This window comes from Sulfitobacter guttiformis, from assembly GCF_003610455.1.
GTDB lineage: Bacteria > Pseudomonadota > Alphaproteobacteria > Rhodobacterales > Rhodobacteraceae > Sulfitobacter > Sulfitobacter guttiformis.
Genome location: NZ_RAQK01000001.1, coordinates 449,569 through 472,284 on the forward strand (window position 1 = coordinate 449,569; position 22,716 = coordinate 472,284).

25 protein-coding genes and 1 tRNA gene are annotated in these 22,716 nt (G+C 57.8%); 6 read left to right on the plus strand and 20 right to left on the minus strand.

Annotated elements, in window-relative coordinates:
- Positions 1–6: 6 nt before the first annotated feature.
- Positions 7–753, plus strand: coding sequence for a WecB/TagA/CpsF family glycosyltransferase (locus C8N30_RS02095; protein ID WP_025062840.1), 747 nt, complete (start codon positions 7–9; stop codon positions 751–753).
- Position 754: 1 nt separating this feature from the next.
- Here the strand turns inward: C8N30_RS02095 and C8N30_RS02100 are convergent, their stop codons facing one another.
- The 8 genes from C8N30_RS02100 to C8N30_RS02130 form a co-directional block, all read right to left on the minus strand.
- Positions 755–1,696, minus strand: coding sequence for a glycosyltransferase family 2 protein (locus tag C8N30_RS02100; protein ID WP_025062841.1), 942 nt, complete (start codon positions 1,694–1,696; stop codon positions 755–757).
- Positions 1,693–2,733 (minus strand): glycosyltransferase family 2 protein, encoded by a 1,041-nt coding sequence (locus C8N30_RS02105; RefSeq protein ID WP_025062842.1) that lies wholly within the window; start codon positions 2,731–2,733, stop codon positions 1,693–1,695. Before C8N30_RS02105 ends, C8N30_RS02100 begins: the two co-directional genes overlap by 4 nt.
- Positions 2,734–3,202: 469 nt before the next feature.
- Positions 3,203–3,370 carry a hypothetical protein gene (locus C8N30_RS19235; RefSeq protein WP_156949573.1) on the minus strand — a complete coding sequence of 56 codons (168 nt, stop codon included), beginning with the start codon at positions 3,368–3,370 and terminating at the stop codon, positions 3,203–3,205.
- Positions 3,371–3,523: 153 nt separating this feature from the next.
- Positions 3,524–4,543: a diguanylate cyclase domain-containing protein gene (locus C8N30_RS02110; RefSeq protein WP_322787430.1), complete on the minus strand. Its 1,020-nt coding sequence runs from the start codon at positions 4,541–4,543 to the stop codon at positions 3,524–3,526.
- 5 nt (positions 4,544–4,548) lie between these two features.
- The gene (locus C8N30_RS02115) at positions 4,549–5,136 is read right to left on the minus strand and encodes a heme NO-binding domain-containing protein (protein ID WP_025062844.1); all 588 of its coding nucleotides are present in this window, start codon (positions 5,134–5,136) and stop codon (positions 4,549–4,551) included.
- Positions 5,137–5,222: 86 nt separating this feature from the next.
- Complete coding sequence (locus C8N30_RS02120; RefSeq protein ID WP_025062845.1) at positions 5,223–6,782, minus strand: trimethylamine methyltransferase family protein; 1,560 nt, start codon at positions 6,780–6,782, stop codon at positions 5,223–5,225.
- A gap of 91 nt (positions 6,783–6,873) precedes the next feature.
- Positions 6,874–7,590 (minus strand): HAD family hydrolase, encoded by a 717-nt coding sequence (locus C8N30_RS02125; RefSeq protein ID WP_025062846.1) that lies wholly within the window; start codon positions 7,588–7,590, stop codon positions 6,874–6,876.
- Positions 7,587–7,871, minus strand: a complete 285-nt coding sequence (locus C8N30_RS02130) for a DUF3572 domain-containing protein (RefSeq protein ID WP_025062847.1) — start codon at positions 7,869–7,871, stop codon at positions 7,587–7,589. The genes C8N30_RS02125 and C8N30_RS02130 overlap by 4 nt, the downstream gene beginning before the upstream one ends.
- A 95-nt stretch (positions 7,872–7,966) precedes the next feature.
- Between C8N30_RS02130 and C8N30_RS02135 the strand changes: the two genes are divergently transcribed.
- Entirely contained in the window at positions 7,967–9,382 is a 1,416-nt protein-coding gene (locus C8N30_RS02135; protein WP_025062848.1) for a diguanylate cyclase, read from the plus strand.
- A gap of 74 nt (positions 9,383–9,456) precedes the next feature.
- Here C8N30_RS02135 and C8N30_RS02140 read toward each other — a convergent pair whose 3' ends face one another.
- The 4 genes from C8N30_RS02140 to C8N30_RS02155 form a co-directional block, all read right to left on the minus strand.
- Positions 9,457–9,927 carry a periplasmic heavy metal sensor gene (locus C8N30_RS02140; protein ID WP_051567198.1) on the minus strand — a complete coding sequence of 157 codons (471 nt, stop codon included), beginning with the start codon at positions 9,925–9,927 and terminating at the stop codon, positions 9,457–9,459.
- 1 nt (position 9,928) lies between these two features.
- A complete protein-coding gene (locus tag C8N30_RS02145) occupies positions 9,929–10,288 on the minus strand; it encodes a hypothetical protein (RefSeq protein WP_156949575.1) in 360 nt (119 codons plus the stop codon).
- Positions 10,275–10,886: an RNA polymerase sigma factor gene (locus C8N30_RS02150; RefSeq protein WP_025062851.1), complete on the minus strand. Its 612-nt coding sequence runs from the start codon at positions 10,884–10,886 to the stop codon at positions 10,275–10,277. Before C8N30_RS02150 ends, C8N30_RS02145 begins: the two co-directional genes overlap by 14 nt.
- A 119-nt stretch (positions 10,887–11,005) precedes the next feature.
- Positions 11,006–11,551 (minus strand): CREC-EF hand family protein, encoded by a 546-nt coding sequence (locus tag C8N30_RS02155; protein ID WP_025062852.1) that lies wholly within the window; start codon positions 11,549–11,551, stop codon positions 11,006–11,008.
- Between the two features lie 282 nt (positions 11,552–11,833).
- Between C8N30_RS02155 and C8N30_RS02160 the strand changes: the two genes are divergently transcribed.
- A complete protein-coding gene (locus C8N30_RS02160; RefSeq protein ID WP_051567292.1) occupies positions 11,834–12,184 on the plus strand; it encodes a DUF983 domain-containing protein in 351 nt (116 codons plus the stop codon).
- Positions 12,185–12,210: 26 nt separating this feature from the next.
- Positions 12,211–12,918 carry an NUDIX hydrolase gene (locus C8N30_RS02165; RefSeq protein WP_025062854.1) on the plus strand — a complete coding sequence of 236 codons (708 nt, stop codon included), beginning with the start codon at positions 12,211–12,213 and terminating at the stop codon, positions 12,916–12,918.
- Here the strand turns inward: C8N30_RS02165 and C8N30_RS02170 are convergent.
- From C8N30_RS02170 to C8N30_RS02190, 5 genes are all read right to left on the minus strand, one after another.
- Complete coding sequence (locus C8N30_RS02170) at positions 12,915–13,820, minus strand: DMT family transporter (RefSeq protein WP_025062855.1); 906 nt, start codon at positions 13,818–13,820, stop codon at positions 12,915–12,917. The two genes, C8N30_RS02165 and C8N30_RS02170, sit on opposite strands and share 4 nt — an antisense overlap.
- A gap of 197 nt (positions 13,821–14,017) precedes the next feature.
- Positions 14,018–15,487, minus strand: coding sequence for a carnitine 3-dehydrogenase (locus C8N30_RS02175; protein WP_025062856.1), 1,470 nt, complete (start codon positions 15,485–15,487; stop codon positions 14,018–14,020).
- The gene (locus C8N30_RS02180) at positions 15,484–16,002 is read right to left on the minus strand and encodes a lipocalin family protein (RefSeq protein WP_025062857.1); all 519 of its coding nucleotides are present in this window, start codon (positions 16,000–16,002) and stop codon (positions 15,484–15,486) included. Before C8N30_RS02180 ends, C8N30_RS02175 begins: the two co-directional genes overlap by 4 nt.
- Positions 15,999–16,910: a beta-keto acid cleavage family enzyme gene (locus C8N30_RS02185; RefSeq protein ID WP_025062858.1), complete on the minus strand. Its 912-nt coding sequence runs from the start codon at positions 16,908–16,910 to the stop codon at positions 15,999–16,001. Before C8N30_RS02185 ends, C8N30_RS02180 begins: the two co-directional genes overlap by 4 nt.
- A gap of 99 nt (positions 16,911–17,009) precedes the next feature.
- On the minus strand, positions 17,010–18,053 hold the full coding sequence (locus C8N30_RS02190; protein WP_025062859.1) for an aldo/keto reductase: 1,044 nt from the start codon (positions 18,051–18,053) through the stop codon (positions 17,010–17,012).
- 156 nt (positions 18,054–18,209) lie between these two features.
- Here C8N30_RS02190 and C8N30_RS02195 point away from each other — a divergent pair, with 156 nt between their 5' ends.
- Positions 18,210–19,442: an MFS transporter gene (locus C8N30_RS02195; protein WP_025062860.1), complete on the plus strand. Its 1,233-nt coding sequence runs from the start codon at positions 18,210–18,212 to the stop codon at positions 19,440–19,442.
- A 64-nt stretch (positions 19,443–19,506) separates the two neighbouring features.
- Entirely contained in the window at positions 19,507–21,219 is a 1,713-nt protein-coding gene (metG, locus tag C8N30_RS02200; protein ID WP_025062861.1) for a methionine--tRNA ligase, read from the plus strand.
- Between the two features lie 174 nt (positions 21,220–21,393).
- Here the strand turns inward: metG and C8N30_RS02205 are convergent.
- The 3 genes from C8N30_RS02205 to C8N30_RS02215 all read right to left on the minus strand — a co-directional run bounded on the left by C8N30_RS02205 (position 21,394) and on the right by C8N30_RS02215 (position 22,627).
- Positions 21,394–21,479: transfer RNA gene (locus C8N30_RS02205), tRNA-Leu, on the minus strand.
- A 57-nt stretch (positions 21,480–21,536) separates the two neighbouring features.
- Entirely contained in the window at positions 21,537–22,106 is a 570-nt protein-coding gene (locus C8N30_RS02210; protein ID WP_025062862.1) for a tetratricopeptide repeat protein, read from the minus strand.
- Positions 22,107–22,150: 44 nt separating this feature from the next.
- Positions 22,151–22,627 carry an Lrp/AsnC family transcriptional regulator gene (locus tag C8N30_RS02215; protein ID WP_025062863.1) on the minus strand — a complete coding sequence of 159 codons (477 nt, stop codon included), beginning with the start codon at positions 22,625–22,627 and terminating at the stop codon, positions 22,151–22,153.
- Positions 22,628–22,716 lie beyond the last annotated feature (89 nt).

Sequence of the window (22,716 nt, forward strand, 5' to 3'; positions counted from 1 at the left end):
CATCACATGAAATACGGCAGCGGACGTTCCATGGTAGAGGTTAATATTCCCACACGCGCTGCATTGTTTCACGCGGTCGGCGAATGCTTTTCACGGGGCACTGGATTCGCCCTTGCCACATTAAACCTTGATCACTTGACCAAACTGCCGGTCGATACTGCATTTGCCAACGCATATAGAGCGCAAGATATGGTGGTGGCCGATGGCCGCCCGATCATCTGGCTTGCGCAATTGGCGGGCCAGACCCTTGAGCTTATGCCGGGTTCTGATCTGGTTATCCCGCTCACGGAATTAGCAGCAGAAATGGGGATGCCCGTTGCTCTTATGGGAAGCTCTGACGCAGCCCTTGCAGGTGCACAATCTGCGCTGGAAACCCGCGTGCCGCAGGTAAATATCGTGCTGTCCCATGCGCCCGCTTACGGCTTTGATCCCACAGGCTCCGAGGCAGCCGAAATTTGTGAAATTCTAAATGCCAGCGGGGCAAGGCTGTGTTTTATTGCTCTAGGTGCGCCCAAACAGGAGCTGTTCGCCGCCTTTGCGCGCAACCGCGCTCCCGCTGTCGGGTTTGCCTCGATCGGGGCGGGACTGGATTTTCTATCCGGCCATCAGGTGCGCGCACCCAAAATTATGCGCGTACTGGCGCTAGAATGGCTTTGGCGTGCTTTGCAAAGCCCGCGCCGCATGGTGCCGCGCTATGCCAAATGCTTCGCCATTCTGCCACGCCTAGCGCTGGATGCATGGTGCCAACGCTAAGTTACTTATACTCGATCAGGCTTCTTTGCCCGCCACTCAACCTGCGCCAATAATAGCCTATCGCGCCCTGCGCCTCTGCCAGTTTTCCCAGAACGGAAAAAACAGCCCAAGCCCATCCGCCGCGCCGCGCCAGACGCATCACCTGTACCGGATACACCAGAGCGGCCAGCAACCCGTAAGGGCCAATTAAAACCGTGAGGAGTGCAATGAGGAGCGGCACCGCCATCCCCCACATCAGCGCGCGCCGCGTCTCGGCGACCCAATGCCGCTCAGGCGATGATCCATGCAGTGCCGCTCCTTCGGCAAAGGCGTGGCCAGCCCGTTTTGTCCGCTGCCACCACTGATCAAAACGCATGATTTGCGCGTCATGCGCTGTCATTTCAACGTCCAACCGCCAGATCCGCCAACCTTCGGCGCGCAGCCGCAAGCACAGATCAGGTTCTTCCCCCGCAATCAGCAACGCATTGTATCCACCAACAGCACGCAGCGCGCCCACCCGCATCAGGGCATCACCGCCACAAGCAAGTGCCTCACCTACGGGGGTATCCCACTCTGCATCAATCAGAGCATTATAAATGCTGGCCTGTGGGTACATCTCGCGCCGTCGCCCACAAACGACAGCAACGTCGGGTGTAGCTTCCAAAAACGCCTGTGCCTGCGCGATCCATCCACCCCGAACAATACAATCACCATCCAGAAACTGTACCAGATCAACATCCTCTGGCAGTGCCTCCAATCCAGCGTTACGCGCCCGCGCCGCTGTAAAAGGCTGTGCCATGTCCAGCGGTACCACCTGCGCGCCCCGCGCCTGTGCCGCAGCTATCGATCCGTCAGTGGAGCCGCTGTCGACATAGATCACGGGGGTCACATCCGTCAGCGCATCAAGGCACGCGATCAGTCGTGCCCCCTCATTCCGGCCGATAACAATTGCGCCGACACTCATGTGTTGCTCTCCGCCAAAAAGGTGGAATATGACTTTGATCGTACCAAAAAACCTGCATCATAGAGCGGGTCGATCCCTGTCCAAACCTGTGCGTCGGACGAGTGAAGCGTCAGGTTTTCCTGCGCGGCGAGTACCGCAAGACGCGCCTGATCCTCGCCATGTGCTAAATCCCCGCTCGCCGCGCTGGCCGCGTCCCGCGCGGCAACATTGCCCGCGAATTTATAATGCCGGATCACCGCATCAAAATCCGAAACTCGGACATTTTGCGACAGGTGCGGATGCGGCGCAGGCACCACGTCCGCGCCGTTAAAAATCAGTGGATGCTTCGTCAGACAGCAGGCCTCGCCAAACACTTTGCCGCGCACCCCGCCGAATTTGAATTGGAGCGCATCCGAACCCAGCGTATTGCCCGCCAAAAGTGCGCTGAATTCGATCTTGTCCGAATGGTAGTCAAAACTACTCACTGTGCTGATGTCATATTGTGCAAAAGCGGTCAGCGCCTGTGAATATGTGAGATCCTTAACTGCGGCCAAAGGCGCACGGGGAAACATCTCGAGCATTTGCGCCAACAGCGCAGTGTCGCTGCGCCCTTCCAGATAGTTGATCAATGCAGGAAGGCCGTGTTGCTCACGTCCTTCGAAATCAAACTGCTCGTCCATATCAACATAAAGACACCAGCGGTCTGTCCCGTATTTTTGCGCCGGGTATTGGCGCATCAAATCCTCGTACTGCGCCAATGGAAGCTCGACGCGGTCGATCACACATCCCTCCTGTGCCTTGATCCGCGCGACCGTGTCATCGGTTGAGCCATTGTCGACAAAAGCAAAATACCGGATGCCCAGCGCGCGGTAATAGTCAAAAAATGCATCCAGATAGTAACACCCGTCCCGCACCAGAACGATTGCCAGCACCTCACCGGGCGGAACCGAAAAGCCCTGACCATGCAAATGTTCAACCGCTCCCGCAAACCGGCGGCGGCGCGCAACCTCACGAAATCGGTTGCAAATACGGGTTATAAGGAAGGGGCGTTTGCTCATATCCAAAGCATTACGCCAGGTCTGCGGGGCGGTCCACTGCCCCGCGTAAGCGAGATGCCGTTTCTGATGCAGGTATGCATTTGTGACCCGTATCGCTTTTCGTATGGGGAACCTGTGCTACCAGCGCAAAACGAAAGGAAAATCCGCAAAAACGGCGCGACCCGCAGATTTTTATGCAGGCGTATTGGCCAGTCCTACATTACCAAACATTTTATAGTGCAAGGTCAACCGCAGCCGCACCAAATCCGATCACCCCGCGTTACAGCATAATCAAGGGGCTACTATAAAGCATCGGGCAAATTACGCACAAAGCCCGATAGCAGCCCAACCCGCTTTACCGTCTGCGTATATTGAGCGTTTGAATATCCGCAACGCTCACTCCTGACATCTTTGCGCAGCACCTCGACAATGCGGAGCAGTCTCATGTCGAACTTACCCGAGCGTTCATTTCAATCGAAGGAACTGCCCGTTAAAGATTGCCAAATTTGTTGTCGCCAGAACCCACGCAGGCTGGCAGGATTACAGCCCACGTTTCTCGCCCATCGACAGAAAAAGATGCCTTGAATAGATCAAGTAAACGAAAATTGCCGGCGGAGAGATTGTTTTGATCCGAGCCTAAATCGGTCAAAATGCGCATTAGCTGCAATCCCTAGTTAACTTGCGGTGCAGATAGAGGTCGGCGATAGCCTCGCAGGCATTCTTGGAAGACGGTCGTTGTTTAAACGATCTCAATGGGATCCGTTTGGTAGTGTCTGGTAATCGCGCTGCCATCATTGCCGCACACATCTGCTTACGATGGTCTTTTGCTGCGTCCTTTGGGACGCAGCCCCGAATTTGCAGTATCGCGGAGTTCGGGCGTGTACATGGTTTGTCGCGCACGCCCCTCTTTTTTTGAAGCATAAAGCGCGATATCTGCATCCTCCATAACTGTCGCACGCGTGGCCGTATTGCTGGACTGTATCCAGACGGTGCCAATGCTCGCAGAGATCTTAGAAACTTGCCCTTTGAAAGGAATCGGCACCTCGATCCGCTCGATGATCCGACGGCCTACCCGCTCCAGCACGTCGATATCACTGACATTGGGGAGGATCACCGTGAATTCATCACCACCAACCCGCGCAACGGTGTCCGTGACACGGGTTTCCTCGATCATCGCACCGGCAACAACCTGCAAAACATGGTCACCTGCTGCGTGGCCCAGAGTGTCATTGACCGCCTTGAAGTAATCCAGATCGATGTGCATCACAGCAAAACATGCATTGGCCGCGAGTAACCGTTCCAGCAGCAGTTCAAGCGCACGGCGGTTCTTGAGACCGGTAAGGGTATCGGTAAACGCCTGTTCTTCGGCTGCCACTTTGGCCCCTTGCAGGCGCAGGTTCAGCTGGCGCGAGGATTCCATCGCCGCCGATTTCGCCTCGACCAGATAGAGCATTTCAATTGCAAGATCGGTCGCGGCAAAATCGGCATTGGTCAGGGCGTAGTCCCGCACACCATCCAGAATGGAGATTCCGAAAGACAGGTTCACGATTGCGGCGCCGCGCCCGTCTGGCACGAGTACCCCCTTAAGCCGTGCGGGCGGTTCACCTGCCAGCTCCAAGTGCAGTTTGAGGCTTTGCGCGGCCCATAACTGCGTCAGAGTTGCGACACCGCGCGGCCGCCGTACAGTAAATGCCTCCAGAAACGGCAAACCGACCAGTGCCATATCAGGGCGCAACTTTTGCGTCGTCGGCCCCACGTGTGTGATTACCCCCTGCGCATCCAGCATGAGATGCATTGGACATAACACGTCCATCACGTCAGTGTTTGCCATGTGTTTCATGGTGCCCGTGCGCCCAGATCAAAGGCGCGACCATCCGCGAAATCTGCTACTACCAGCTGAATTCGCACGGTCTCTTTACCGTTGGCGCCTTCCTCAAGTTCGAGCAGAGCTAACGCGCCGTAATCATCGGCCATCACCCGCAGCACCCCCATCATCAGATACCCGAATCCCGGCATCGGGCTGTCACAAATCAGGCGATAGCGACCATCGGCATGTCCATGCAGCTCAATCGCGGGGAAATGTAGATCCGACACGGCCATACGCGCGCGATCAGGCAGGTCATCCAGCGAATGCAGAAAATCCTCGAAATTCACACCACCGAAACGCAGGAGCCTCCGCACAGCTTCGGTATTGGGATGTGACACAAGATAAGCGCCAACATCCTCCATGATTTCACTGCGCCCCCGCCGCAGGACAGCGCCCATCGCGTCCACAACCGCTGAGGCGACCGCATCATCGTATGTCAACATCGCCTCGAACTCAGGAGGAGAAACATCCGCACGTGCCGCCACCTCCAGCCACGCAGACTGGCCATAACCGTCGGTCATATAATTCTGGAAACTGCGATTGATAAGCCCGTGCATGGCTGCCTCTTGTTTTTGCTGTCCCACAGTGATGGCGGTCAGGCGTTAACAAGATACTAAGATAAGGGATCGTCGTGCAGACGTGGTTAAAAATCGGTTGGCGCGCCGCCTTCGGATTTACGCCGCGCCACGAAACCGGCCAGTTCTTCGCGGATCGCCACATCCATCGGCGGCTCCTCAAAACTGCCGACAATTTCCTTGAACATGTGATGCGCCCGCTCCTGCGTCCAGATGCCACCCGCCACCTCCCAGCCTTCATAATTAGTCCAATCGCTCAGGAATGGCTGGTAGAATGCAGTAGTATAGCGATCCTGCGTATGCTGTATGCCAAAGAAATGACTGCCGTGACCAACCTCTTTGATTGCGTCGAATGCGATCTCGTCCGGTCCCGTTGCACAAATCTCGGGTGCCATATAGCGCTGGATTTGCTGTAATATTTCGCAGTCCATTATGAATTTCTCGGGACTAGCGATCAAGCCACCCTCAAGCCATCCAGCCGCGTGATAAACCATGTTTGTGCCCGACTGCACGGCTGCCCAGAGAGAATTAGAGGTCTCCCACATGGCCTGACCGTCCGGCACATTGGCCGCGCACACCCCCGAAGACCGCATCGGCAGCCCGTAGAAGCGGCACAGCTGTCCGGTCATCTGCGTGGCGCGCATGTATTCCGGCGTCCCAAAGGCCGGCGCGCCGGTTTTCATATCCACGTTTGAGGTAAACGTCCCGATGGCTACCGACGCACCGGGGCGGATAATCTGGGCCAGAACCACTGCGATCAGCGCTTCGGCGATGGACTGGGTCACCGCTCCTGCCATTGTCACAGGCGCCATCGCCCCCGCCAGTGTAAAGGGCGTCACAACAAGCCCCTGATTGCGTCGCGCGATCCTCATCCAGCCGTCAAGCATCGGAATATCATGTTTCAGCGGCGAGGTGGAATTGATGTTAGTATACATCTTCGGACTGGCTTCGAATTCCTCGTGCGTCCATCCCCCAGAGATCCGCACCATCTCCATTACATCCTCGACCCGCTCCTTCCCGAGAGAGTAGGCATGCATGGCCTTATCGGTAATCGTCAGTTTGTCATATAAAACATCCAGATGTCGCACCGAGGCGTGGATATCGACCGGCTCCACGGGATAGCCGCCCGCGAAATGGATACAGTTGAAATATTGCGTTAGCTTGAGAAGATCCCGGCACATCTCGCGCGTGCCTGGCACCTTGCGGTTGATGGCCATGTCCCAGTAGTTTGGCGGTGAGGAGACATTCCCAAACACCAGATTTTTCCCGCCGATGGTAATGGCACGATCCGGATTGCGCGGCGTAATAACAAATTCCGACGGGGCCATGGCCACGTATTCCATAACCATGTCGCGGTCCATGCGAACATTCTCACCATTGACTGTGCAGCCCGCTTTGCGAAAAATCTCCAGCGCCTCGAGATTGTAAATCTCGATCCCGATCTCCTCGAGAATACGCATTGCGCCGTTATGGATCGCCGCGACACCCTCCGGTCCCAGTGGCTCTGTCGGGCGATCGATGTTGACAGGCGGGTTCCATGGCATCTGCTCTATGACGGAGGTGCCCCGACGGGTTTTCGCACCTGCGCGCCCACCACCGCGGGTTCTGCGTTTCGGCTCTTCAGTCATGGCGCCGCTCCTTTTACTGGTCCCGCCAGAAGGCCCCAGCCGACCAAGAACAGCCCATACAAGAGCGACAGTTTATGTCGTATTTAGGAGTTCAAAGTGCGCCCTGAGTTTCTAGCCACCCCGGAATTTCCCCGATATCGCGCAGAACCACATCCGCCAGCGGCGCCAGTACATCCGCACCGGCCGCTCCCGTGAGCACGCCAATGGTCCGCATACCCGCGGCACGACCCGCGTGCAGATCATGCGTACTGTCGCCAACCATCACAATCTGCGCGGGTGATAGATTAACGGCAGCGGCAAAAGCCAGCAACTGCCCCGGCGCAGGCTTTCCGCCATACCCACTGTCATAGCCCGCGATAAAATCAAACAGGTCGGTTACGCCCGCGGCAGCCAGATGCGCCCGTGCGGGCGTTTCGCTGTCGTTTGTCGCCACGCCAAGTGCGATCCCCTGCGCCCGCAGCCCTGTCAAAAGAGGCACCAGCGGCACAGCTGGCTGCTGCGGCGCCGTCGCCGCTTCCTCGTTAAGCATGATGAGCAGATCAACGCGGGACAGCCCGGGAATAAGGGGCGCAATCACATCGGCGATCTCCCCCGGGGTCCCCGCAATCACAAGGCTGTCGCGGGCAAATTTTCCCGTTGCCATGTCAAAGCCTATCGCCGCTCCGATCGTGGACGCGCGCGCACGGTCGCCGGCAACCACACGGGTCAAAAAAGCAAGCGCCCACGCCTCCCAAGTTGCAGAGAAATCAAACAACGTACCGTCTTTGTCAAAGCACAGGCCTTTGACTGCGAAGCTTTTTCCAGTCATGTCCAATGCCTTTGCTCACCACCGGGCAATCCCATACGCGCCTCTGCCAGACGCTCATAGGGGATGCGCTGCGCATCACAGCATGCGATTACCCAAGCATCGTCCATCATTATGAAATCCAGCACCGACCCCAGAAAGTCGGGGTTGTCTACCGCGCTGCGCATATCTGCAGCCGATGCGCCGGTCGATCCAAGGAACACCGGCAACAAATCTTCATTCCCGACAAGCCATGTCAAAGTCTCGATTGCGATGGTCTCGGCGGCATTTCGCGTAAGGGCCATGAACGTTCTCCATTAGCTCAAAATCTCAACGCTTTGTTAATCATTTGGTCAGAAAACTGAAGCCAACAAAAACACGCAGCGGGAAAGGATCGAAAGTGCAGGGCAACATACTCATCGTTGACGGTATTTCGACCAACCGTATCGTGCTGAAGGTTAAACTAACAGCGGCATTTTATCAGGTTGTGCAGGCTGGCACAGTCGTCGAAGCGCTTGAAATGATTACCAAGCACAAGCCAGACCTTGTCCTCACAGCAATGAATTTACCTGACGGTACTGCTGCGGATTTATGCACCTATCTGCGTAAGATGCCGCAAACCGCGACCTTGCCGGTGCTGGCAGTTGCCTCCTCCCATAATCCCGAAAGGCGCCTCGCGACATTGCGCGCAGGCGTCTGCGACGTGATGAACAAACCGGTTAACGAGACGCTTCTGCTGGGACGGGTCCGCAATATGATTCGCGCCCACCGGACCTTTGCCCAATGGCAGCTGCGCGAGGATACCAACTGCGCACTCGGCCTCGCTGAAGCCCCGGGGGAGTTCATCCGCCCCATCGCCGTGTCGATCATCGGAAACGAGGCGGCGCCACTACAGGGCTGGGTGCGCCAGCTCTTGCCCCACATGCGCGCAAGTTACTGTGTGACGCTGCTCAACGAAGCGCTGGCAGCCCTGAATGCGGGCGCACCCCCAGATGCCATTGTTCTGGCTTTGCCCGACAACCTCTCACAAAGTGATACCTGCTTGCGCCTGATCTCAGCCTTGCGGGCCAGTGCACTTATGCAGGATATCGCGCTACTTGTTATCCAGAAAACCGAAGATCCCTTACAGGCGACGTCAGCTCTCGACTTGGGTGCTGATGATGTCATGACAGGTGGATTTGAGGCCGCCGAATTGGCGGTGCGGATTGACATATTACTCAAGCGCAAGCGTCAGCTCGCCCATCTTCTACAAAGCGTTCATACCGGCCTGCAGGCTGCGGCGTATGATCCGCTGACGGGTCTTTATAATCGCCGATATGCCATGCCGTATTTGAGTGGCCTGATCGAGCGGAGTGCTGCAACGCAGATCTCGTTTGCAGTAATCGTCGCCGACATGGACCACTTCAAACGGATCAACGACCTCTATGGCCATGCCTCCGGCGATGCTGTTCTGGTGGAAACCGCGCGCAGGCTGCGCAGGGCGGTACGCGGATCGGATATGGTTGCGCGGATCGGCGGGGAGGAGTTTCTCATCGCCCTGCCCGCAGCCGATGTGATCACAGCGCGCTCCCTTGCACACCGTATTTGCGATGCAATCGGCGGCACGCCCTTTATCATCCCCGGTGCGGCTGATCCGGTTCACATCACCATCAGCCTCGGCCTCGCCATGAGCAAAGCGCCGTTTCAAGCGGAACGCGGTATACCCGAAACACCAAGTACCCTGCTCGATCATGCAGACAAAGCACTTTATGCCGCGAAGATGCAGGGGCGTAACCGCGTAAATTTTAGCCTTTCCCAGGCCAGCCCAGCGGCCTGAACAAGCAGCTGAGGCGGGTGATCTACGCGCCACCTTGATAGTCACAAATCGCAGAACATAGTAAAACCCAACGATCAGCGCTCCTTTTTTCGCACTTTGTTGTCAGCTTCAAACGCCTCTATCCGGTCCGCATAGGCGGCGCGCTCCTCAACACTCATCGCGGCAACCTGCGCAAGCCATGCCGCACTGACAACACGTTGCTGCTGCGCGCCAGTATCGCGCTGCGCTTCCAGAACGCCCATCGCGGCTGCGTGATCGAACGGTTCACGGCGCAGGGCCTCTAGCATCGCATCGACACCGCCTGATGCTGCACGCGGGACAGTCTTGATTTCCTCGCGGATCGCCTGCCGTGCCTCATGGGGAAGGGCCTTCATAAAGATCGCACTGCCTTTCGCGCCGCCGCGGGGGCCACCGCCGCCACGCTCGTCGCCCTGATGGCGCAAGGCAGCACCGCCAAGGGCCGCTGCCACTGCAAGGTTGATCGCGAGCGAGACCCCCAAAATCACTGGCATCCAGCGTCTTTTGCTGCCTGTGTTAGCCATCATATCATCCCTCATCATTTTCCAGAACGAAACCGGACAAGCCAAAGCCGGTCAGATCCGTCACATCCTCGTCAGCCATTACCTCGACCGCGCCCAACAGGACCAGCGGGTCCATCGCATCTGCCGGTGGCGCTACGCCGAACCAGAAGCCGACCGCCGTCGCCGTGACCAATCCGCCAAACCCCGCAGGACCGCCAATTCCGCCCAAAATCCGCTGCCAGAGCCGTAGAAGTTTCCGCTGTCGTGGCATCTGCGCCTGCGCATCCGCAGCAATACGAGCTGCCAGATCCTGCGATATCTGGGGCGGCGTGGCACGTGCATCCTCGAAAAAGGCCTCCAGATCAAATTTTTCAGGTTGTGTCATCATCATACCCCAATGCATCGCGCTGTGCTGCCAGATCGGCGGAAAGCGCCCGTTTACCGCGGGCTGTCAGGCTCTCTACGGCCTCAACACCCACGTCCAAAATCTCGGCGATATCAGGGTTCGCCAACCCTTCGATGTGCCGCAAGATTACTGCCTGTCGCTGCCGCTCGGGCAAGCGCAAAAGCGCAGCCTGTAGCGCATCATGGCGCGCCGCGTTTTGCAGACGCGTCTCGATCGCGGGTGCGGGGTCTACTGGCGCATCAATCTCGTCGAGTGTTTGCGTCCGCTGCGTACGCAGGCGATCCATACATAGATTGGCCACCACACGGTATAGCCATGTTGCCGCCTGTGCGCGCCCGTCATCCCATTTCGGGGCCTGCTTCCACAGACGCAACAATGCTTCTTGGGTGACGTCTTCTGCCTCGGCCCGGTCCCCTAGTACGCGGTATGCATGCGCATACGCCCGCGGAGCAAGACGCGCGGACAATATCCGCGCCGCAGCTCCGTCTCCCGCCGCATAGCGGGCAAGCAAGGCGGCATCGGCATCACGCACCCCGTCGAAGTCGCCGTTTTCTTTATGATCGCTCGTATCTTTCAAGAGCTTCTTTCCGCAGATGCCGTCAGGGGGATCCAGCCCCGCAATATGCAGGGCCGGACAATATGCCGGACCTCGTTCTTTCAACAGCCGGTGGAATTTTCTACCGGTTGATCCGGACCTCAGCCCTTTTTATGGTCGTCTTTCTTGCCATGACCTTTGCCATGGTCACGGGCTTTTGCAAACTCTTCCATGCTCAACGAGCCGTTCTTGTCTGTGTCCAGCTTCTCGATCATCTTTGAGGGATCGCGACGGGCGTGCATCTCTTCGAGGGTAACGCCCCCGCTTTTATCCAAATCCAGCCGCTCAAAGCGTTTTGCCGCCTGCTTGCCCATTTTGCTGTCGTCCACAGCTGCCAGTTCTTGTGCACTCAAGGCGCCATCCTTGTCGGCATCGAACCTTTTGAGCAAGCGGTCGCGGAACATAGCCTGAGTGGCAGCTTTCATCTCCTCGGCGTTGAGCGCGCCGTCTTTATCCGCATCGGCAGCGGTAAAACGTTCGTTGGCCTGTGCCGACATCTCTTCCGCCGTGATCTGGCCATCGCTGTTGGCATCAATTTGGGCAAAGCGCTCCTGCTGTCTTGTGCCGCGGTCCTGATCCTGAGCCTGTGCAGTCGTTGCAACCAGACCTGCCACGATGGCCAATGCAGTGAGTGTTTCCTTAAACATGGTGTTCTCCATTTGTTATGTGGCTGCGCGGTCCGGGCGCCTGTTTGGTCCCGTTGTCGCCGTGCAGTTGGGAGTAATACGCATCCCCGCGCATCTTCCGTCGCAAAACATGCAAAAAACTTCTGGGCTCGCCCGTTGAGACAAATCGCCACCTTTTATTCTGGCTTCAGTTGGCCCATTTAGGGAATGAACCGCGATTTAGGACCTAACATGCCAAATTCCGCCACTGATACCGCTGCACTTCCTGCAAATGAGGTCACCGACCCTTCCGAACGGCTTCGAATGCCTGCGATGCGGCGCGGTTGGCGCGGACGATGCCCCAATTGCGGTGCGGGTCCGCTTTTATTCGGGTATTTGAAGGTTCACGATCATTGTACCGTCTGCGAGCAGGAATTCCATCATCACCGCGCCGATGACGGCCCCGCATATATAACCATTCTGATCGTCGGTCATCTGATGGCGCCGTTGTTGCACATCGTTTTTGTGCAGTTCCGCCCAGAGCCGATTGTCCTTTTTACCATCTTTGCTGTTGGCACGGTCGGTTTGTCGCTCTACCTTCTACCCAGACTGAAGGGGGCCCTGATCGGCTTTCAATGGGCCAAGGGAATGGGCGGCTTTGCCCGAGACACCTGACAACGCCCCGAACAACCGAAGGCCCTATGAGCATCGATAAAACAGCGATCCGCCACGCCGCCACTGTTATTGTGATCCGCGACCGCATGACAAACCCTGCAATCCTGATGGGGCAGCGCGGCGCGAATGCAGCATTCATGCCAAATAAATTTGTTTTCCCGGGCGGGGCTGTTGACGCAGCCGATGCGCATATCCCCCTCGCCACGCCGTTGACCGCACAATGCGCGGCCCGCATCGGTGAGGATGCGGATGCCGACCTCGCACACGCGATCCCTGTCGCTGCCGTCCGCGAGTTGTGGGAGGAAACCGGCCTGATCCTCGGGACACGCGGCACATGGGAGGGCGACATTCCTCCCGATTGGGAAACATTCGCGGCAACGGGCCATGTTCCGCACGCGGCGCCGCTGCAATTTGTGTTCCGTGCCCTTACCCCTCCCGGACGTCCCCGCCGCTTTGATGCACGGTTTTTCCTGCTTGATGCTGATGCAGTTGCCAGCGATCCCGATAATTTCGATGCTGCATGCGACGAGCTTTCACACCTTCAGTGGGTGCCCCTCACACAGGCGCGAAAATTCGATATGCCCTTCATAACCGAGGTAGTTCTCGCCGAGGTAGAAGCCCGCGCACGCGACCTCAACGCGCCTACCTCTGTCCCATACTTCAAGAACAATGACGAAGAGAGCCTGTTTTTGCGCTTGCACGGTCACGCGGCACCCTACACCTCCAAGCCCTAGATCACGAGCACAAGCAACAGGATCGACGCAACAAGGACCGTCATCCCGATTGCTTCGCGCACTGTTATTTTCTCTTTGAAAAACAACGTTGAGGCTATCACGCTCAGGATCAGTTCCACCTGCCCCAACGCTTTTACGTAGGCGGCATTTTGCAGCGTGAAGGCGATAAACCAGCACAGAGAACCGCCCATGGACGTCAGGCCGATCCATACCGCGACCCGACGTGCCTGCCAGACCCGTGTCATTTCCCCCCGCTCCCGCAGCCAGAGCCAGACCGTCATGATCACAGTCTGCATTGCCACTACTGCCATCAGCGTCACACCGGCCCGCATCAGTGGATCATCAGTCGCTAACGTTAGCGAAGCGCCACGATAACTTACCGCCGAAAAGGCGAACAGGACACCGCTCGCGATGCCCAGACCGGCCGCACGGTTTGCCATTCCTGACAGGCGAAACCCGCGCGCCTCCTTTTCCCCTGACAAAAGCAACAGTCCCACCAGCCCCAGCAAAATTGCACCCAGCCCGCCCCAACTGACGCGGTCGCCCAACAGAATCGCGCCCACCAGCACAGTTTGGATAACTTCGGTCTTTTTAAATGTGATCCCAACGGCAAAATTGCGCTCTTTGAAAAGCAGAACCACACAAATTGTTGCGAAAATCTGGGTCGTGCCGCCTAACAGGCCAAACCCCCAGAACCGCGCATCAAGCGCCGGCAGGCGCGCCCCAGTTGCTTGCGTATAGCCAACTAAAAGCAGCGCAATGAACGGCGCAGAGTATAAAAAGCGCGCGAATGTCGCTCCCGCCGCTGATAGCGTCGAGGTTGCCAGCACTTTCTGCAGCATAAAACGAACCGTTTGGAAAATCGCTGCCATCAGCGATACAACGATCCAGAGATCGGGCATGGTCATAATAATTCCTTCACGCCGCCAGCGCGGTTTTCATCGGACAGACAAAGCCCCGATTGGGTTTGTTGAAAAAGATCTCATCAAGACCGCGCCCCGCCATGACCAGCCACAGATCTATGCGCCAAAAGATAAGCGCGCACCTGCGCAATTATTTCCGACTGCCAAAAGCCGAACCTTCAACTGGCCCCGCTTTTTCACCGTGGTGCGCCGATGGCCCGTCCAATTCCCGCAGGGAGCGGCAATTGCGCGTGACCCGCTGCAATCCGCATCAATGCCGCCTCGATCTGCGGTACCGGTGCTGTGGGTTTGCGGGTCTCAAGGCTTACGTGGAGCAGAAAATGCTCGCCTGTGGCCAACAGCCTGTCGCCCTCGTGCATCTCGTGGAACAAATGCATTTTCTTGCCTTCTCCCAGCACCACACGGGTCCGTATGGTGATTAAAGCACCAGCATGGACCTCGTCGATGTGGCGTATATGGGTTTCGGCGGTGAAATAGCTGCCACCGGTTTTGATATATGCAGCATCACAGCCGATGATAGTCATGAACCTGTCCGTGGCATCGGCAAAGGCCTGCAGATAACGCGATTCCGTCATGTGCCCGTTGTAATCCGTCCAGTCGAGCGGCACCGTGCGGTGCGCGGTCTCCACCAGTTGGGCAGGATCCAGATCAGCCGCGACAGCACCGTGCACAGTTCCCGCCCGCATTGCGGCCTCCTGCGCGTTGATCAGTGCACCAGCGCCCCAATCCTGCGCTTTGAGGGCCCGCAGCATGCTCACCAGATTGTTGTCACGAATACGTTCCAGATCACGGATGGCATGCATGCCCGATTGCGCGTCCGACTGTCCTGCGATCAGATCAACAAGCGCGTCGTTGAAGTCGGGCACATCCATCAACTTTGTCCACGGCCACTTCAATGCGGGCCCGAATTGCGCCATAAAATGCTTCATTCCAGCCTCGCCTCCCGCCACACGGTACGTCTCGAACAGACCCATCTGCGCCCAGCGAATGCCAAAGCCGTAGCGGATAGCATCGTCGATCTCCTCTGTCGTGGCGATGCCATCCTTTACCAGCCACAACGCCTCGCGCCAGACAGCCTCTAGCAGACGGTCGGCCACATGGGCGTCGATCTCCTTTTTAAGGTGCAGCGGGTACATCCCCAGCGAGGAAAGAATCGCCTTGGCTGAAGCAACGCGATCTATGACCATATTCGTAGCAACAACCTCGACCAACGGCAGAAGGTATACAGGGTTGAACGGATGCGCGACCATGATTTGTTCAGGCCGCAACGCGCCCCGCTGCAATTCTGTCGGCTTAAAACCCGAGGTGGAGGAGCCGATGAACGCATCCGCGTCGCAAGCCGCCTGTATCTGCGCCAGTGTCGCGTGCTTGATGTCCAACCGTTCCGGCACGCTTTCTTGGATCCAGACGGCCCCTGCAACCGCCTGCGCAATCGTGTCGCAAAACGTCAGCGTCCCTTCGAGAGGCAGCGCAACATCGGTCAGGCCCGGCAGGGAGCGCCGCGCATTTGACAGTACCTCAGCTATTTTGCGCTGCGCCTGCGGGTCGGGATCGTACACCGACACATTCCACCCGTTGAGCAAGAAGCGCGCAGCCCAGCCGCCCCCGATGACTCCTCCACCAATAATCGCAGCCGTTTTGCTCATTTCATCATCCTCAGCTTGCGTACATCATACCCGTTGAAGTCCAGTATTTCGCGGGCAGCCGCGATCCGGTCTGCGCCGCCCGTGGTGCTGCGGTCCACGATCCAGCCAAATGTGCCATCGCGATTGCCCAGCACCGCAGTGCGAAACCCCTCGTCCACCCACAAGACCCAAAACTCCCGCGCCTCGCCGCTGGGCATTGTAACGGTAAAGCGCCCCTTGCCGTTGCGCCGCAAGGCAAGATCTTCGGCCACCTCGCCACACAGGCCCGATACATCACAGACAGGCGCCCCCAGACGCATAGACGTCGGGGTCAGACGAAACGATAATTTCGGCACACCCGGATCGAACTGCGCCCGCACGTACCAGAGCCCGTCAAATTTCGCATCCTCGAAACGGGAGGTTACACCGATCAACGCATCCGGGTCGCGGTACCCTTGAAGAGTCGTAACCTTGGGCGGATTCGCGGCGCAGGCGCCCAGCGCCAGCATTACCGTGCCCACGAAAAAAAATCTCATTTCGGCATACGCTTTTGCAACCCCAACCGCTCGCGCACATCCTGTGGTCCGATCAGGCGCGCACCCATCGCTTCGATAATTCCGCGTGCGCGGCTGACCAATTGGTGGTTTTCAGCCAGAACACCACGATCAAGCCACAGGTTGTCCTCAAGGCCCACGCGCACATGTCCGCCTGCCAGCACGGATGCCGCGACATAGGCCATCTGGTTACGGCCCAGCCCGAATGCCGAAAACGTCCAGTCATGGGGCACATTGTTTACCATCGCCATAAAGGTGTTGAGATCGTCAGGCGCGCCCCATTTCACGCCCATACACAACTGGACCAGTGCGGGACTGTCGATAATACCCTGCTCTACGAGATGCTTAGCGTACCACAGATGGCCTGTGTCAAAAGCCTCGATCTCGGGCTTCACACCCAGATCGGTCATCATCTGGCCCATAGCCACCAACATACCGGGCGTGTTGGTCATCACATAGTCGGCCTCGGCGAAATTCATAGTTCCGCAATCGAGCGTGCAAATTTCGGGACGGCATTCGGCGATATGGGCCATCCGCTCGGTGGCGCCCACCATATCGGTGGCATCGGTGTTGACGTCCATGGGGGCCTCAACTCCGCCAAATACGATGTCGCCTCCCATACCAGCAGTCAAGTTCAGCACCACATCAGTATCGCTGTCACGGATCCGCTCCGTCAGCTCACGGTAGAGCGCTACGTCACGGCTTGGCGCGCCCGTTTCAGGGTCGCGCACATGGCAATGCACCACCGCCGCCCCCGCTTTTGCAGCCAGTATCGCGCTTTCGGCAATCTGCTCAGGCGAGCGTGGCACATGATGGCTACGGTCTTGTGTGGCGCCCGATCCGGTTACGGCACAGGTGATGAACACCTCGCGGTTCATGGTAAGTGGCATGGCAAACTCCCTGATATTTTGCGCGATACTGCGCGAGGGGATGGCACATTTCCATCCCCTAATGCGGCCATCCGATGTCGTGTTTGGCCCAAGCTGCGGTTAGTAAGGCATCGGATGCGCACGGTGGGCTGCATCTATATCGGCCATCACCTCCTCGCCCAACACCAGGTCGGCGCCCGCGATGATCCGCTTCAGCTGTTCCAAACTGGTCGCGCCGAAAATCGCACTGGCCATGAACAGGCGGTCACGCACGAAGGCCATTGCCATTTGGACCGGATCCAGCCCGTGTTTTTTTGCCACCCCCAGATAGGCATCCACCGCCTCAAACGCACGCGGCGTCTTGCGCCCGCCCAACTCTCCGTTGAGTGACATCCGCGACCCCTCCGGCACTTCGCCCCTCTGATATTTCCCCGTGAGCAAGCCCGCAGCCAGCGGCGAGAAGGACAACATGCCAATATCCTCGTTGTGACACACCTCGGCGACATCCGTGTCGGCCAAACGGCACATCAGCGAATATTCATTCTGCACCGTGGCAATGCGCGGTCCGCCGACGCGCTCCGCCGCATTGGCCCACTGCGTCAGCCCCCAAGCACTGTCGTTACTCATGCCAAAGGCGCGGATACGGCCCTTGTCCACCTCGATCTGCAGGGCTCCCAGACAGTCCTCGATATTCTGGATCGTTTCCGCGCGGTTCTGCGAAGACGGATCAAAAGTCCAGTTCTTGCGAAACATATAACTGCCGCGGTTGGGCCAGTGAAACTGGTATAGATCGACATAATCGGTTTTGAGCCGCTTGAGTGATCCCTCAAGCGCCAGCGGGATGGACTCTGCGGTAAAGTCCTTGCCCTCCCGCACGTATTCAATGCCATTGCCGGAATGTTTGGTCGCCAGAACCATATCGGCACGTTTGCCCCCCTTGGCAAACCATTCGCCGATCACCTCTTCGGTGCGCCCTTGCGTCTCTGCGCTCAGCGGGTTGACGGGATACATCTCGGCAGTATCGACAAAGTTGATGCCATTAGCCAACGCATAGTCGATTTGCGCATGTCCTTCGGCGGCAGTGTTCTGCGTGCCCCATGTCATGGAGCCGAGGCAGAACTTCGATACCTCGATATCGGTGCGGCCCAGTTTCGTCATTTGCATCGCAATATCCTCTCATCCTTATTTCGCCGCAAACTACGCCCGTCCCAGCGCCATGCAACCGACATTCGCGGCGCGGCACATATTTTCAGCGCTCCGCGACGCCACCCTGTCGGTTTTCGCTGTCCATCGCTTTGCAAATGCGCACAAGATCGCAGCATGCGATTAATGATCTCTTTCGCGGCGCTGTTTTTCTCGGTCGTCCTTCTACAACTCTCCTCCGGTGGGGTTGGCCCGCTCGACGTGCTGTCGGGCTCCGAGCTGGGGTTTTCGCGGCAGGAAATCGGGATGCTGGGCTCCGCGCATTTCTTCGGTTTTTTCATCGGCTGCTGGTTCGCTCCACGCCTGCTGGGCTCGGTGGGCCACTCCCGCGCATTTGCGGCCTTTACCGCAGCAGGCAGCATCGGCCTCATTGCGCATATGATGGTGATTGATCCCTACGCATGGGCGCTGATGCGCGTGGCCTCGGGCTTGTGTGTCGCGGGATGCTATACGGTGGTCGAAGCGTGGCTCCAGGCAAAAGTTACCAATGAGACACGCGGCCGCGCAATGGGCACCTACCGTATGGTCGACATGACCGGCAGCCTCGCGGCGCAAGGGATCATCGGCATCCTCGCACCTGCTGATTACATCTCTTACAATGTGCTGGCCATTCTGTGTTGCGCCGCGCTGCTGCCCATCACCCTCACAACCGCCGAGCAGCCAGAGACGCCAAAGTCCCCGCGCCTGCGCCCCGCGCTGGCCTATAGCCGGTCCCCCCTTGCTGTCGCGGGTGTGATTGTCGCCGCCCTGTCGAGCGCATCTTTCCGAATGGTCGGGCCCATCTATGGACAGGAAATGGCACTGACGGCAGGGCAGATCGCGTGGTTTCTGGCGTGCTTTGTGATCGGCGGAGCAATCGCGCAGTTTCCAATCGGTTGGCTGGCGGATAAATACGATCGCAGAAAAGTACTAATCTGGCTGTCGGTTGCAGCCATCGGCAGTTGCGTGTTCACGATGCAGACTACAGGCTGGGGTGTTGCTGGCATCCTGCTTTCTTCGGGTATCTTCGGCCTGACCACCTTCCCTATCTATTCGGTCGCAGCCGCCCATGCCCATGACTTTGCCTCCTCAGACGAACGGGTCGAGCTGTCGGCAGCGCTGATGTTCTGGTTCGCCATGGGTGCCATCGCAGCACCCTATGGCGCGTCCGTGCTGATCGACAATTATGGACCGCAGTCGATGTTTATAATGTTGGCACTTGGGCACGCGGTGCTGATCGTATTCGGTATCGTCCGTATGCGCGCAGGCCGAAGCCCGCGCCGCCGCACCCGCTATATCAATTCACTGCGCACCAGCTTTGTTGTGGGCAGGCTTACAGGGCGCAGCCGCGACACAGCACCGAAGGATTGAACAGGCTGGAAGCTACGGCGCGCCCCTGCTAAAGCAGCTTCAACACAAGTAAAGGCGCCCCATCATGACCCGTCACCTGATCACCTCTGCCATTCCCTATATCAACGGGATCAAACACCTCGGAAACCTTGTGGGCAGCCAGCTTCCCGCCGACCTCTATGCCCGCTACCTGCGCGGCCGCGGGAACGAAGTGTTGTTCCTGTGCGCCACCGACGAGCATGGCACCCCCGCAGAACTTGCCGCCGCGAAGGCAGGCAAACCGGTCGAAGAATATTGTGCGGAAATGTACGCCGTGCAGGCCGATATCGCCACCCGCTTCGGTCTCAGCTTTGATCACTTCGGGCGCAGCTCCTCGGAGCAAAACAAGCGCCTGACACAGCATTTTGCCGGTGCACTGGCCGATGAGGGCCTGATTGAAGAAGTCGAGCAATCGCAGATTTACAGCGAGACCGATGGCCGCTTCCTTCCAGACCGGTATGTCGAGGGGACCTGCCCCAATTGCGGGTTCGAGGACGCACGCGGAGATCAGTGCGACAACTGCACCAAACAGCTTGATCCCGAAGACCTGATCAACCCCCGCTCGACCGTATCGGGCGCTACCGATCTGGAAATGCGCGCCACCAAGCACCTGTTTCTCAAACAGTCAAAGATGAAGGACCGCTTGGGCGACTGGATCAATTCCAAAACCGACTGGCCCGTCCTCACCACTTCAATTGCGAAGAAATGGCTGAACGATGGAGACGGCCTACAAGACCGCGGCATTACCCGCGACCTTAGCTGGGGCGTGCCCGTCAAACGCGGCGATGCAGCGTGGCCGGGGATGGAGGGCAAGGTGTTCTATGTATGGTTCGATGCGCCCATCGAGTACATTGCCTGTTCGCAGGAATGGGTGGATGCAGGTAAGGGTGCTGATTGGGAGCGCTGGTGGCGCACCGACAAAGGTGCGGATGACGTCCGCTACACCCAGTTTATGGGCAAGGATAACGTCCCCTTCCACACCCTCAGCTTCCCCGCCACGATCATGGGCTCGAACGAGCCTTGGAAGCTGGTCGATTACATCAAATCGTTCAACTACCTCAATTATGATGGAGGCCAGTTCTCGACCTCGCGCGGGCGCGGCGTTTTTATGGATCAGGCTTTGGAGATTCTGCCAGCCGACTACTGGCGCTGGTGGCTACTGTCCCACGCACCAGAAACGTCCGACGCAGAATTCACGTGGGAAGCCTTCCAAACCGACACGAACAAGGATCTTGCCGATGTTCTGGGCAACTTTGTCAGCCGCATCACCAAATTCTGCCGTTCCAAGTTCGGCGAAGCGGTACCATCGGCGGGCGAATACGGCGATGCCGAGAATACCCTCATCGCCGATCTGACCACCCGCGTTGCGAAGTACGCCGAGCTTATGGACGCCATGGAAGTCCGTAAATCAGCCGCAGAATTGCGCGCCATCTGGGCCGCGGGCAATGAATATCTACAAGCTCAAGCGCCGTGGACAACCTTCAAAACCGATCCGGATACTGCGGCGGCCCAAACCCGCCTCGCGCTCAACCTGATTCCGCTCTACGCCACTCTGGCTGCCCCCTTCATCCCCGACGCTGCTGAGAAAATGCTTGCTGGCATGAAGGTTAGCGACGCAGGCTGGCCCAACGATGTTCCAGCCGCAGTAGCCCAGCTGCCTGCGGGCCATGTGTTCGAAGTGCCTGAGGTGTTGTTTGCCAAGATCACAGACGAACAGCGCGAGGAATGGGCGGAGAAATTCGCAGGCAAGCGGGACTGACACAGGCGAGGGCAAGCCCAAGTGGCCTGCCTTCTGACCATTGTGACGCTTCATGCATAAACACTGCTTATCAAAGACGCAGCGTAACCGCTGACAAAAATGACGACCGGAATAAATCCGTGCGACCATCCCGGAAAGTCCAAAAGGAAACACATAAGTCTTGCTGAATTATTGTGGTACGGACGGGGGGACTTGAACCCCCACGGGCATACGCCCAACAGATTTTAAGTCTGGTGTGTCTACCATTCCACCACGCCCGCACTGCCCGCACCATACAAAGCAATGCGCGGGTGTAAATATGGCACGGTTCAATTAACTCAAATGTCTTGGCCGGTGTCGCCCAAAGGGGCACCTTTTGCCAGCAACGCTTTTTCCGATAGCCACGGATTATTGGCCACAGCCTCCAGCATCTGTTGGCGCGCCTCCGCGATCCGCCCCAAGTTCATCAGCGTGAGCGCCCGTCCCGATTGTGCTGCCACATGGCGCGGCTGAAGCGCCAATGCACGATCAAGATCCGTCAACGCTGCGTCATAATCCTCGCGCAGAAATGCGATGTAGGCCCGCTGGTTCCAGCCCTCGGCATAGTCGGGGCAATATTCGGTCAAACGCGTAAATTCGCTGTAAGCATCGACAAAGTTATAGCTTGAGCGCGCGGCCATTCCCCGATCAAGCACCGCCTGCGCAGCCTCGTCAGGTGCCCGCAGCCAGACCTTCCACATCGCATCCGACGCTGCCTGCCCCTCGCGGAAATCCGATGCCGCCTGCGCCTGCGCAAACAAGCCTTCCATCTCCGCACTTACATCGGGCGCAGCGGGACACTCCTGTGCCGAAACTACAGTGGAAAAGGCGGGGCCGACCATGACGGCTAAGGCAAAAAGAAAACGCATGCTAAATAGGATGGCGCGCCTTACCTCTGCGTCAAGTCCTGATATTATGTACCGTCAGACAACATCACTTCCTTCACGGCTTCCATCGCGACGTAGGTTGAGGTGGATGCCACGTGCGGCAGCGCAGAAATCGTATCCCCCAAAAAGGCGCGATAGCTGTTCATATCACGCGTGCGAACCTTCAGCAGATAGTCGAAATTACCCGCAATCATATGTGCTTGCTCGATCTGTGGTACCCGTAAAACAGCAGCGTTAAATGCCGCCAGTGCCGCCTCGCGGGTGTCTGTCAGGCGCACCTCGACAAATGCAACATGATCCAGCCCCAGACGGATCGGATTGAGCATCGCACGATAGCCCAAAATCACGCGGTTTTCTTCCAGCCGTCGCAACCGCGCCTGTGTCGGTGATTTCGACAATCCAATCCGCTTTGACAGGTCGGTAATACTGATACGCCCGTCCTCGGCCAGCTTTGCAAGAATCGCCTGATCGAACTGGTCGAGGTCAGAAGTGTTTTGCGCCATAAATTTACCCTTAATAACACAATCCGCCCTGCAATCAGGGCATCTTAAGTCAACATGCCTGCGAATTCTGCAATACACTAGAAAAATAC

Coding starts and splice junctions, on each gene's coding strand:
- C8N30_RS02095 (WP_025062840.1), top strand. CDS start 7: ATGAAATACGGCAGCGGACGTTCCATGGTAGAGGTTAATATTCCCACA.
- C8N30_RS02100 (WP_025062841.1), bottom strand. CDS start 1,696: ATGAGTGTCGGCGCAATTGTTATCGGCCGGAATGAGGGGGCACGACTG.
- C8N30_RS02105 (WP_025062842.1), bottom strand. CDS start 2,733: ATGAGCAAACGCCCCTTCCTTATAACCCGTATTTGCAACCGATTTCGT.
- C8N30_RS19235 (WP_156949573.1), bottom strand. CDS start 3,370: ATGCGCATTTTGACCGATTTAGGCTCGGATCAAAACAATCTCTCCGCC.
- C8N30_RS02110 (WP_322787430.1), bottom strand. CDS start 4,543: ATGGCAAACACTGACGTGATGGACGTGTTATGTCCAATGCATCTCATG.
- C8N30_RS02115 (WP_025062844.1), bottom strand. CDS start 5,136: ATGCACGGGCTTATCAATCGCAGTTTCCAGAATTATATGACCGACGGT.
- C8N30_RS02120 (WP_025062845.1), bottom strand. CDS start 6,782: ATGACTGAAGAGCCGAAACGCAGAACCCGCGGTGGTGGGCGCGCAGGT.
- C8N30_RS02125 (WP_025062846.1), bottom strand. CDS start 7,590: ATGACTGGAAAAAGCTTCGCAGTCAAAGGCCTGTGCTTTGACAAAGAC.
- C8N30_RS02130 (WP_025062847.1), bottom strand. CDS start 7,871: ATGGCCCTTACGCGAAATGCCGCCGAGACCATCGCAATCGAGACTTTG.
- C8N30_RS02140 (WP_051567198.1), bottom strand. CDS start 9,927: ATGATGGCTAACACAGGCAGCAAAAGACGCTGGATGCCAGTGATTTTG.
- C8N30_RS02145 (WP_156949575.1), bottom strand. CDS start 10,288: ATGACACAACCTGAAAAATTTGATCTGGAGGCCTTTTTCGAGGATGCA.
- C8N30_RS02155 (WP_025062852.1), bottom strand. CDS start 11,551: ATGTTTAAGGAAACACTCACTGCATTGGCCATCGTGGCAGGTCTGGTT.
- C8N30_RS02160 (WP_051567292.1), top strand. CDS start 11,834: ATGCCTGCGATGCGGCGCGGTTGGCGCGGACGATGCCCCAATTGCGGT.
- C8N30_RS02165 (WP_025062854.1), top strand. CDS start 12,211: ATGAGCATCGATAAAACAGCGATCCGCCACGCCGCCACTGTTATTGTG.
- C8N30_RS02170 (WP_025062855.1), bottom strand. CDS start 13,820: ATGCCCGATCTCTGGATCGTTGTATCGCTGATGGCAGCGATTTTCCAA.
- C8N30_RS02175 (WP_025062856.1), bottom strand. CDS start 15,487: ATGAGCAAAACGGCTGCGATTATTGGTGGAGGAGTCATCGGGGGCGGC.
- C8N30_RS02180 (WP_025062857.1), bottom strand. CDS start 16,002: ATGAGATTTTTTTTCGTGGGCACGGTAATGCTGGCGCTGGGCGCCTGC.
- C8N30_RS02185 (WP_025062858.1), bottom strand. CDS start 16,910: ATGCCACTTACCATGAACCGCGAGGTGTTCATCACCTGTGCCGTAACC.
- C8N30_RS02190 (WP_025062859.1), bottom strand. CDS start 18,053: ATGCAAATGACGAAACTGGGCCGCACCGATATCGAGGTATCGAAGTTC.
- C8N30_RS02195 (WP_025062860.1), top strand. CDS start 18,210: ATGCGATTAATGATCTCTTTCGCGGCGCTGTTTTTCTCGGTCGTCCTT.
- metG (WP_025062861.1), top strand. CDS start 19,507: ATGACCCGTCACCTGATCACCTCTGCCATTCCCTATATCAACGGGATC.
- C8N30_RS02210 (WP_025062862.1), bottom strand. CDS start 22,106: ATGCGTTTTCTTTTTGCCTTAGCCGTCATGGTCGGCCCCGCCTTTTCC.
- C8N30_RS02215 (WP_025062863.1), bottom strand. CDS start 22,627: ATGGCGCAAAACACTTCTGACCTCGACCAGTTCGATCAGGCGATTCTT.